The sequence below is a fragment of the Brevundimonas sp. VNH65 genome (assembly GCF_049445955.1).
In the GTDB taxonomy this organism is placed as follows: Bacteria; Pseudomonadota; Alphaproteobacteria; order Caulobacterales; family Caulobacteraceae; genus Brevundimonas.
The window spans coordinates 795,975-806,024 of the sequence record NZ_JBMSDX010000001.1; the positions used below are offsets into that span (position 1 = coordinate 795,975).

8 protein-coding genes are annotated in these 10,050 nt (G+C 68.4%); 7 read left to right on the forward strand and 1 reads right to left on the reverse strand.

Translation table 11 applies throughout. The features are described from left to right. Positions 1-10 precede the first annotated feature (10 nt). The 7 genes from ACO2Q1_RS03875 to ACO2Q1_RS03905 all read left to right on the forward strand — a co-directional run bounded on the left by ACO2Q1_RS03875 (position 11) and on the right by ACO2Q1_RS03905 (position 8,997). On the forward strand, positions 11-3,232 hold the full coding sequence (locus ACO2Q1_RS03875) for an efflux RND transporter permease subunit (RefSeq protein WP_409020784.1): 3,222 nt from the start codon (positions 11-13) through the stop codon (positions 3,230-3,232). Next, positions 3,229-3,834: a cation transporter gene (locus ACO2Q1_RS03880; RefSeq protein WP_191558641.1), complete on the forward strand. Its 606-nt coding sequence runs from the start codon at positions 3,229-3,231 to the stop codon at positions 3,832-3,834. The genes ACO2Q1_RS03875 and ACO2Q1_RS03880 overlap by 4 nt, the downstream gene beginning before the upstream one ends. Beyond that, positions 3,831-4,442, forward strand: coding sequence for a methyltransferase family protein (locus ACO2Q1_RS03885; RefSeq protein ID WP_409020785.1), 612 nt, complete (start codon positions 3,831-3,833; stop codon positions 4,440-4,442). The genes ACO2Q1_RS03880 and ACO2Q1_RS03885 overlap by 4 nt, the downstream gene beginning before the upstream one ends. 10 nt (positions 4,443-4,452) lie before the next feature. After that, positions 4,453-4,584 (forward strand): hypothetical protein, encoded by a 132-nt coding sequence (locus tag ACO2Q1_RS03890; protein ID WP_409020786.1) that lies wholly within the window; start codon positions 4,453-4,455, stop codon positions 4,582-4,584. Between the two features lie 9 nt (positions 4,585-4,593). After that, positions 4,594-7,173, forward strand: a complete 2,580-nt coding sequence (locus ACO2Q1_RS03895; protein WP_409020787.1) for a heavy metal translocating P-type ATPase — start codon at positions 4,594-4,596, stop codon at positions 7,171-7,173. 30 nt (positions 7,174-7,203) lie between these two features. Then, a complete protein-coding gene (gene copM, locus ACO2Q1_RS03900; protein ID WP_409020788.1) occupies positions 7,204-7,629 on the forward strand; it encodes a CopM family metallochaperone in 426 nt (141 codons plus the stop codon). A 423-nt stretch (positions 7,630-8,052) separates the two neighbouring features. Beyond that, positions 8,053-8,997 carry an acyltransferase family protein gene (locus tag ACO2Q1_RS03905; protein WP_423328222.1) on the forward strand — a complete coding sequence of 315 codons (945 nt, stop codon included), beginning with the start codon at positions 8,053-8,055 and terminating at the stop codon, positions 8,995-8,997. Here ACO2Q1_RS03905 and ACO2Q1_RS03910 read toward each other — a convergent pair. After that, entirely contained in the window at positions 8,948-9,337 is a 390-nt protein-coding gene (locus tag ACO2Q1_RS03910) for an AAA family ATPase (protein WP_423328223.1), read from the reverse strand. The two genes, ACO2Q1_RS03905 and ACO2Q1_RS03910, sit on opposite strands and share 50 nt — an antisense overlap. Positions 9,338-10,050: the final 713 nt, after the last annotated feature.

Genomic DNA, 10,050 nt, shown 5'->3' on the forward strand with positions numbered 1-10,050 from the left:
AGGGGATCGAATGTTCAAAGCCATCATCGAGGCCTCCGTCCGCTTCCGCTGGTTCGTGGTGCTCGCCACGGCTCTGGTCGCGGCCGTCGGCCTGTTCAACCTCACCAAACTGCCGATCGACGCCGTCCCGGACATCACCAACCGCCAGGTCCAGATCACGACCGTGGCTCCGGCTCTCGCGCCCGAGCAGATCGAGCGGCAGGTCACCTATCCGCTGGAGACGGCGATGGCCGGGATCCCCGGCCTGACCTCGACCCGATCCCTCAGCCGGAACGGGTTCAGCCAGGTTACGGTCATCTTCACCGACCAGACCGATATTTATTTCGCCCGCCAGCAGGTCGCGGAGCGATTGGCCCAGGCCCGCGAGTCCATGCCCGAGGGCGTGGAGCCGGCGCTGGCGCCGATCACGACGGGGCTCGGCGAGGTGCTGATGTGGACGGTCGACTATAAGCCGTTCAACAGCCAGAACATGGCCCGGCCGGGACAACCCGGCTGGCAGGCGGGGGGGAACTACCTCACGCCCGAGGGCGAACTCCTGACCACGCCCCAAGCGAGGGCGACCTATCTACGCACCGTGCAGGACTGGATCATCGCCCCGCAGATGCGGACGGCGCCCGGCCTGGCCGGCGTCGACACCGTCGGCGGCTATGTGAAGGAGTATGCGGTTCGCCCCGACGCGGCGCGCCTGTCGGCCTACGGCCTCGGCATGGGCGACCTGATCCAGGCGCTCGACCGGGCCAACACCCAGGCCGGCGCCGGTTATGTGCAACGCGCCGGTGAAGCCCTGACCGTCCGCACCGACGCTCTGGCGCTGACGATCGAGGATCTGGCCCAAGCGCCCGTCGTGAACCGCAGCGGGCTGGTGGTGCGAGTGTCTGATGTGGCCGCGGTCGAGATCGGACAGGCTCCACGGCTCGGCGGCGCCAGCCGCGATGGCCACGAGGCGGTCCTCGGAACGGCCCTGATGATCGCCGGCGGCAACAGCCGCACCGTCGCCCAGGCGGCCGGGGATCGGCTGGAGGAGGTCCAGAGGACCCTGCCGCCAGGCATCGAGGCGGTGACGGTGCTGGACCGTTCGGCGCTGGTGAACTCCACCATCGCCACGGTGGCGCGCAACCTCACGGAAGGCGCGCTGCTGGTCATCGTCGTGTTGTTCCTGCTGCTCGGCAACATCCGCGCAGCCTCGATCACCGCCCTGATGATCCCGATCAGCTTTCTGTTCGCGGTCATCGGCATGAACCGCTTCGGGATCAGCGGCAACCTGATGAGCCTCGGCGCGCTCGACTTCGGCCTTCTGGTCGACGGCGCGGTGGTCGTGGTCGAGAACACCCTGCTCATGCTGAGCCAGCGCCGGGCCGAAGTCGGCCGGATGCTGACGCGGCGCGAGCGGCTGGAGGTCGCGGGCGCGGCGGCCCGCCAGATGGTCAAGCCGGCCGCCTACGGCCAGCTGATCATCCTGCTCGTGTTCACCCCGTTGCTGATGCTCGAGGGGGTCGAGGGCAAGACCTTCATCCCGATGGGCGCGACCGTGATGCTCGCCCTGGTCGGCGCCTTCATCTTCTCCTTCACCTTCGTGCCGGCCATGGCCGCGCTTCTGGTGCGGGATCCCAAGAAGGTGGAGGTCGATGAACACGGCCACGCGCACGAGCATGAAACCTTCATCCTTCGAAAGGCGCGCCGCTGGATCGAGCCCGCCATTCGCTCTGCGGTCGATCGGCCCAAGATTGTGCTGATCGCGGCGGTCGGCATGCTGGTCATCGGGGCGGCGTCTTTCATGACGCTGGGCCGAGAGTTCATCCCGACCCTCGACGAGGGCGACATCGCCATGCAGGCGTTGCGGGTGCCCTCGGCCTCGCTGGAGCAGTCCCTCGCCATGCAGATGGCGCTAGAGCGCGCCATCAAGGCCCAGCCGGAGGTCGAGACGATGTTCTCGCGCACCGGCACGGCCGAGGCGGCGGTGGACCCGATGCCGCCGAACATCTCGGACAGCGTCATCGTGCTTAGGGACCGCAGGGACTGGCCGGATCCCAACCTTGAGAAGGAAGAGCTGATCGCCCGGATCGAGGAGGTCGCCGCCCAGCAGATCGGCAACAACTTCGAGTTCAGCCAGCCGATCGAACTGCGCTTCAACGAATTGATCTCGGGCGTGCGGACCGACCTCGCTGTCATGGTTTACGGCGACGACTTCGCCACCATGCAACGGGTCGCCGACCAGGTCGCCAACGCCCTGCGTCAGACGCCCGGATCGGCCGACGTCCGCGTCGAGCAGGCGTCGGGCCTGCCGACCCTGACGGTGAGCGTCGACCGGTTCGCGGCGGCCAACTACGGCCTGTCCGCCGCCGACGTCTCCGAAGCGGTCTCCGCCGCCATCGGCGGCGCGGAGGCGGGCCGCATCTTCGAAGGCGACCGTCGCTTCGACGTGGTGGTCCGCCTTCCGGACGCGGCGCGAAACGATCCCGCGGCCCTGGCCGCTCTGCCGATCGTCTCGTCCACCGGCGTGACCGTGCCCTTGTCCTCGGTCGCCCGAATCCAGAGCGCCGAAGGGCCGAACCAGATCAGCCGCAACAACGGCAGCCGCCGCATGGTCGTTCAGGCCAATGTCCGTGGTCGCGATCTAGGCGGCTTCGTAGCGGACGCTCAAAAGCAGGTCGATCAGATCCAGCTCCCGACCGGGGTCCGCCTCGACTGGGGCGGCCAGTTCGAGAACCTGAAGCGGGCCGAGCAGCGTCTGGGTCTGGTCATCCCGATCGTCTTCGTCCTGATCGGCGTGCTGCTGTTCATGGCCCTCGGCTCGTTCGCGGAGGCCGGTCTGGTGTTCGCCTGCGTGCCTTTGGCCCTCGTCGGCGGCGCCTTGGCGCTTCTCTTGAGGGGCATGCCGTTCTCGGTGTCGGCGGCGGTGGGCTTCATCGCCGTGTCGGGGGTGGCGACGCTCAACGGGCTCGTTCTGATGCAGGCTATCCGTGAACGTCTGCAGGCGGGCGCGGCCCCAAGGCTGGCCGCGATCGAGGGAGCCTTCAGCCGGCTGCGCGCCGTGCTGACGACTGCCCTCGTCGCCATCGTCGGCTTCATCCCGATGGCGATCGCCCATGGCGCGGGGGCCGAGGTGCAGAAGCCTCTGGCGACCGTGGTCATCGGCGGCCTCCTGACCGCCACCGCCCTGACCCTGCTGGTCCTGCCGACCTTCGCGGCCAAGGCCGTGAAGCATCGACAGGCGGAAGGGATCGAGGAATGAGCGGGGCTCACGGAACGGAGCAGGTCCAGCGCCGCACGCTTCTGGCGGTGCTGGCCCTGAACGCTCTGCTGTTCGTGGGCTTGGGAGTCGGCGGCCTCGCCGCCGACTCCAGCGCCCTGCTGGCCAACGCCGTGGACAACGGATCCGACGCGGCCGTCTATCTGATCAGCTTCCTCGCGGTCGGCCGGGCCCTGATCTGGAAGACCCGCGCGGCTCAGGTCTCTGGCGTGATGCTGCTGATCTTCGCGGTCCTCGTCCTGCTCGACGCCCTGCGCCGGACGCTGACCGGGACGGAACCGGTCGGCCCGACCATGATGGTCCTCGCCGTCATCGCCGCGGTCATCAACCTGATCTGCCTCATGCTCATCCGTCGCCAGCAGAGCAGCGACGTCAACATGAAGGCCGCCGAGACCTTCAGCCTCAATGATTTCGCGTCCAACGGCGGCATCCTCGTCGCCGGCGGTCTGGTGATGTGGCTGGACCAGGCTTGGCCCGACTTGGTGGTCGGCGTCCTGGTCGCGGCCATCGCGGCAAAGGGGGGGCTCGACATCCTCGGCGACGCCCGGGCCGCGCGACGCGACGGCGCGGAGGCGGACGCATGAGCCCGCCCCTGATCGACATCGCCTCGGTCCAGCGGTGGCGGAAACTCTTCATCGCCGCTGGCCTGTTCGCCCTGCTGGCCTGGACCGCTCTCGTGCGAGCGCTGCCCGGGCTCGAACACCCGGTCGAGCATCTCGGCCTGGTGGCGATCATGGTCTGTGTGCTCGGACGCGCCTGGTGCTCCCTATACATCGGCGGGCGCAAGAAGCAGGTGATCGTCACCAGCGGACCCTATTCCCTGTGCCGCAATCCGCTCTACGTCTTCAGCGTCATCGGGGCCTTCGGGGTCGGCGCCCAGACCGGCAGCCTCAGCGTCGGCCTCGCGTTCGCCCTGGCCTGCTGGGCGGTCTTCCTGATCGTCGCGAGACGCGAGGAGAGCTACCTAGGGACCGCCTTCGGCAAGACCTACCGGAGGTATTACGAGCGGACCCCGCGCTTCCTTCCGGATCCTCGCCTCTGGCGGGACGAGCCGGAGCTGTCGGTCCGCCCGTCGTTCTTCCTCAAGACCGTCCGCGACGGCTTTGTCTTCCTCCTGGCGCTGCCCGTGTTCGAAGGGCTGGAGCGCCTCCAGGCGATCGGCTGGCTCGACGCCGTCGTCGCATTGCCCTGAGGAGGTCGACGTGGATCGCAAACGTCTCGTCACCCTGCTCAGCGCGATCCTGGCCCTCGCCGCCTTCGCCGCGGGCGCAGCCATGCAAGGCGCCGGTCTTCTCATCCCTGAGCGCTCCAACCTTACCCGCGACTTCCCCTGAGGCCCGATCATGCCGAAGACCCTCCGGCTCAACATTCCCGTCCTCCTTCCTCACGCGCCTGACGCCCAGGATGGATGCGTGGGCCGTCTCATCGCCCTCATGCAGGCCGAGGCGGGCGTGTCCGAGGCGCATCTGGTCGAAGGCGCGGACGGCGCGGAGCTCTGCATCCACTACGATCCGGACCTGCTGTCGCTGGCCCAGGTCAGGCGGCGGGCGCGGCAGGCCGGCGCCGAGGTCAGCGAGCGGTTCGGACATCTGACGGGACGCGTGGACGGCGTCCGCCATGCGCGTCACGCCCGCACGCTCGCGGTCGCCTTGGGCGAGGAAGCCGGCATCATCGAAGCCGCGCTGGATCCGGCGGGCGCCTTGCGTCTGGAGTTCGACCGCCGGGCCACGAGCCGGGAGAGATTGGTCGAGCGCCTGGCGTCTCTTGGTCTCAAGTTGACGGCGACGTCGGCCGTCGCCAGCCCGCCAGCGGCTGTGGGGCCGGCGCCGCAAGCGGTCCCGGACGTGGCCCCGCAAGCGGCGCCGGACGCGGCGTCGAGGCACGATCCGGAAGACGGCCACGATCACGGACACGCCGAGGGCGACGGACACGACCACGGCCATTCCGAGGGCGACGGCCATGACCATAGCCATGGCGGGGTGCTGGGGCCGAACACGGAGCTGATCTTCGCCGTGGGGAGCGGCGTCGCCCTGACGGTCGGCTGGCTGATCGAGAAATTCGTTCCGGCCCTCCCGGAGGTGCTGCCGTTCGCGCTCTTCCTGATCGCCTACGCCCTGGGCGGCTGGTTCACGGTCGGCGAAGCCATCGGAAACCTGCGGCGCAAGCGGTTCGAGATCGACACCCTGATGCTGGTGGCGGCCGCCGGCGCGGCCGCGCTGGGCGCCTGGGCGGAGGGGGCGCTGCTACTGTTCCTGTTCAGCCTGGGGCACGCGCTCGAGCACTACGCCTTGGGCCGCGCCAAGAAGGCGATCGAGGCGCTGGCGGCCCTGGCGCCGCGCACCGCCCATGTGCGACGCGGCGATCAGGTCGTCGAACTGCCCGTGGAGCAGCTGGAGATCGGCGACCTGGTCGTCGTCCGGCCGAACGAGCGGTTGCCGGCCGACGGCTTCGTGATCAAGGGCACGTCCAGCGTCAACCAGGCGCCGGTCACCGGCGAGAGCATCCCGGTCGACAAGCAGCCGGTCACGGACGCCGAGGAGGCGCGGGCCAGGCCCGCATCGGTCGTGGCGTCGTCGGTGGTCTTCGCCGGCACGATCAATGGCGGCGGCGCGATCGAGATCGAGACGACGCGGCGCTCTAACGACACGACCCTGGCCAAGGTCGTACGGATGGTCAGCGAGGCCGAGACCCAGAAGTCGCCGACGCAGCGCTTCACCGACCGCTTCGAGCGCGTCTTCGTCCCCCTGGTCCTCGGTCTGGCCTTCGTCCTCCTGTTCGCCTGGGTGGTCGTCGACGAGCCGTTCCGCGACAGCTTCTACCGCGCGATGGCGGTGCTGGTGGCGGCGAGCCCCTGCGCCCTGGCCATCGCCACGCCCAGCGCGGTTCTGTCCGGCGTGGCGCGGGCGGCCCGGGCCGGGGTCCTGGTCAAGGGCGGAGCGCCGTTGGAGAACCTGGGCGCGCTGGACGCCATCGCCTTCGACAAGACCGGGACCCTCACCGAAGGCAAGCCGCGGATCACCGATGTCGTGCCCTTCGGCCAGACGACCGAAGACGAACTGCTGAAGATCGCCGTCGCCGTCGAACGGCTCAGCGACCATCCGCTCGCGGAGGCGATCGTCCGGGATGGAAGCCAGCGCCTGGCGACCGCGCCCGCGCGAACCGCGACGGATCTGCGCAGCCTGACGGGGAAAGGTGTCACCGCCCGGCTGGAGGGTGAGGAGATCTGGATCGGCAAGCCGGAGATGTTCGGCGCCGATGGCATCGCGCCGCTCGGCCCCGATACGGAGATCGCCGTCGCCGCCCTGCGCAACGAGGGCCGCACCCTCATGGTGGTGCGGCAGGGAAACAAGGACCTCGGCATCATCGGGCTTCTGGACACGCCCCGGTCGAAGGCGCGCGAGACGCTGACGGCGCTGCGCGCGCTCGGCATCCGCCGGATGATCATGATCTCGGGCGACCATCAGAAGGCCGCCCAGGCGGTCGCCGGGCAGGTCGGCCTGACCGAGGCCTGGGGCGACCTGATGCCGGAGGACAAGGTCGAGGCCATCAAGAAACTGCGGGCGGAGGCCAAGGTCGCCATGGTCGGAGACGGGGTCAACGACGCCCCGGCGATGGCGACGGCGACCGTGGGCGTCGCCATGGGAGCGGCCGGATCGGACGTCGCCCTGGAGACGGCCGACGTCGCCCTGATGGCCGACGACCTGTCCAAGCTGCCGTTCACCGTCGGCCTCAGCCGGCAGACCCGCCGCATCATCCGTCAGAATCTGTTCGTCAGCCTCGGCGTGGTGGCCTTCCTCGTTCCGGCGACGATCTTCGGGCTCGGCATCGGTCCGGCGGTAGCCCTCCACGAGGGGTCGACGCTGCTGGTCGTCTTCAACGCGCTGCGTCTGCTCGCCTGGCGCGGCCCGCGAGAGGCCGCGTGAACTCGTAAACCCCAAGCACAGGAGAACCCTATGAAACGCATCGGATGGGTCAGCGTGATCGCGCTCTTCCTTCTCGTCTCGGTGTTCGGCTTCGGCATGTTGTCCCGCCAGGCCGCGAGACCGTCCGCGACCCCAGCGGTCGATGCCCGGCCCATCGATCAACACGCTGGCCACAGCGACGCGGCGGCCGACAGCCCGGCGACCCGGTCCTACAAGGAGGCCAACGCCCGGATGCATTCGGCCATGGAGATCGAGTACAGCGGCGACGCCGACGTCGACTTCATGCGTGGCATGATCGCCCACCACGAGGGCGCGGTCGCCATGGCCAGGATCGCGCTCGAGCACGGCTCCGATCCGGAGGTACGCGGCCTCGCCCAGGAGGTCATCCGGACCCAGGAGGCGGAGATCGTCCGCATGCGGGTGTGGCTGGCCACCCGCGAGAGCCGGCCGAACTAGGCCGATGGGCTCGAAGCGGTCCACGATTCACAGCCGGGTGCCCCGCTGGCGTCCCGGCAAATACCGCGCCCGGGGCCGGTCCCGGCGCCCCCGTCCGCCGGCGCCGTTTCGCCCGATCCGGGACACACTGATCGCGGTGGGGGTCAGCCTGACGGCCGCTCTCGTCGTCTTCTGCGTGGCCGTCCCCTTGGCGACGACCTATCGGATCCCCCTATACGTCGCATTCGGCGGGGTGATGCTGCCGTTGAGCGCTCTGACGTTCCGTATGGCGGCAAAGGACCCTACGGGCCGGCTGATGGCCGTGATCATGGCACTGGTCTGCCTTCTCGGATCTGCGGCCTTGTACACCGGCCGCGACAAGATCAGCCTCAACCCCCACAGGCACACCATCTCAGGCGACGGCGGTTCTGTCGGGTCCAACGGATGACGGTCGGGGAGGCGACCACGCAGGCTCCGGTTCGGATCGCGCGCGGGGGATGGCTCGACGTCCTGCGCTTCGTCGCGGCCGCCCTGATCATCCTCTACCATTTCCGCGAGGCCGCGCCCGTTGCGCTCGGCGAGGTTCATCCCGTCTTCGACCGCGGCTATCTGCTGACGAACTTCTTCATCATCGACTCCGGCTATGTCCTCGCCAGGATCTACGGCGACGGCTTCGCAGGCCGGACGATCCCGCTGCGATCCTATGTGCGCCAACGCCTTCTGCGCATCGTCCCGTCTCATCTGGTGGTCATCGGCACCCTGGCGCTGCTCGTCGCGGCGGCCGCTCTGGCCGGGATCGCACCGAGCAATCCGCAGTGGTTCGACTGGGGCCAGCTGCCGGCCCAGGCCCTGCTCATGCAAGCCTATGGCGTACCCGGCGGCCAAGGCTGGAATGCGCCCACCTGGACCCTGTCCGCTCTATTGGGTTGTTATCTCCTCCTGCCGTGGATTTGTCGCGCCCTCTGGCGGCTGGGCCCCGGGACCGTCGTGGTCGGTGCGGTGGTCCTGCTGCTGGTCGCGGACTGGGCCAGCCGGAGCTGGCTTGGCGATCCCCTTTTCCGCCTTCCCCTGCGGTTCGGCTTCGTCCGGGCGCTGCCGCTGTTTCTGCTGGGGATGGCCGCCGCCCTGATGGGCGCGCGCCGCTATGTGGCGCCGAGATGGGCCGGGCGCGTCGGTCTGGCCGCCATGGCCGGCTTTGTCGTGGCGCAGGCGATCGGGGACCTCGCCCTGATCTCGCTGATCCTGTTGACCATCCTGATCTGGGCGGCCGGAGCCCTGCCGGTGGCGCGGCCGTCGCGTTTGATCGAGCAACTCGGCCTGATGGCCTTCGCCATGTTTCTCACGAATGAGGTAAGCCGCCCATGCCGGCTTCGGGGATGGTCTGGTTGAAGAGGGTCCCCACCTGCTGCTGGCTCTTGCCCAGCGAGGCGCTGGCGAGGCCGTGGGGATCGATCTGCAGGAAGTTGACCTTGGACGGCCGCAACATGGCCGCGACCTTGGTCGCCAAGCCTCGGGCGAGGGTGGTCTTGCCGGTCCCCGGAGGACCAGCGAGCACCATCAGGCCGTGCAAGGGCGCCACGTCGAAGGAGACTGACCGTCGCACGGTCAGGGCGAGCATCGCCTGCGCGATCAGGCGATCTTTGATGGCCTGGTCCATCTTGATCGAGTCCCATGCGGACTCGAACGCGGTATCGGGAAGGGTGCAGCGGTAAGCAACGCCGGAGTTCATAAAGAGGGGCCTTTTCGGTTCAGAGGAATGATCCGGGAAGGCGCTCCATCGCGGCGACGGTTGTGCGCACGCGATCGCGATGCATAAGATCGCGCCGCCGACCCGGAATGAGTCGGTATCGGAGAGAGGGCGGCCTTCTTTTAAGACCTGCCAGTCGGGAACGGTCGTCCTCTCCCCACCATGTTCACGCTCAATTCAGTAGCCACGCTCCATCATCTGGTACGCAGGCCGCGCCCCTACTCAGCGCGGGCAGTCGATCGAATTGAATGGAATCGGAACAGCCGTAGCCCAACCCATATCGACAGCTTATGTGCCGAGTCGCAGGGCAGGGAAAGGGGCTGTTAACCTACCCTCATTCTTGAGCCGATTCGTGTCACGGGTTCAAGGGCGCGTCAAGATATTGTGGTAAGACGCGCGCCAAGCGCAAGACTGAGGGGTCCGAGCTGTGCTGGTCGGATGATAGAGCCCAAGAAGGCTAGGAAGGCGTGCTCCGCATCTGCAGAAGTCGATAATCGCTACGCCAGTTCCTGAAGCACTGGGAAACTGGAGTGTCCTTCAAACTGGCGCGCGCGGCGCCTAAGCTTGCTGACGTGACCCCCGTTTCTCATCCAGCCATAACAAGAGTCCGTCGTTGATCTGAGCTGGGGTTGTTGGGGTTGGCAAGAGGCCGGTCTGCGCAGCCATCAACCAGCGCAGCAGGCCGGCCGATCTGT

Coding starts and splice junctions, on each gene's coding strand:
- ACO2Q1_RS03875 (WP_409020784.1), top strand. CDS start 11: ATGTTCAAAGCCATCATCGAGGCCTCCGTCCGCTTCCGCTGGTTCGTG.
- ACO2Q1_RS03880 (WP_191558641.1), top strand. CDS start 3,229: ATGAGCGGGGCTCACGGAACGGAGCAGGTCCAGCGCCGCACGCTTCTG.
- ACO2Q1_RS03885 (WP_409020785.1), top strand. CDS start 3,831: ATGAGCCCGCCCCTGATCGACATCGCCTCGGTCCAGCGGTGGCGGAAA.
- ACO2Q1_RS03895 (WP_409020787.1), top strand. CDS start 4,594: ATGCCGAAGACCCTCCGGCTCAACATTCCCGTCCTCCTTCCTCACGCG.
- copM (WP_409020788.1), top strand. CDS start 7,204: ATGAAACGCATCGGATGGGTCAGCGTGATCGCGCTCTTCCTTCTCGTC.
- ACO2Q1_RS03905 (WP_423328222.1), top strand. CDS start 8,053: ATGACGGTCGGGGAGGCGACCACGCAGGCTCCGGTTCGGATCGCGCGC.
- ACO2Q1_RS03910 (WP_423328223.1), bottom strand. CDS start 9,337: ATGAACTCCGGCGTTGCTTACCGCTGCACCCTTCCCGATACCGCGTTC.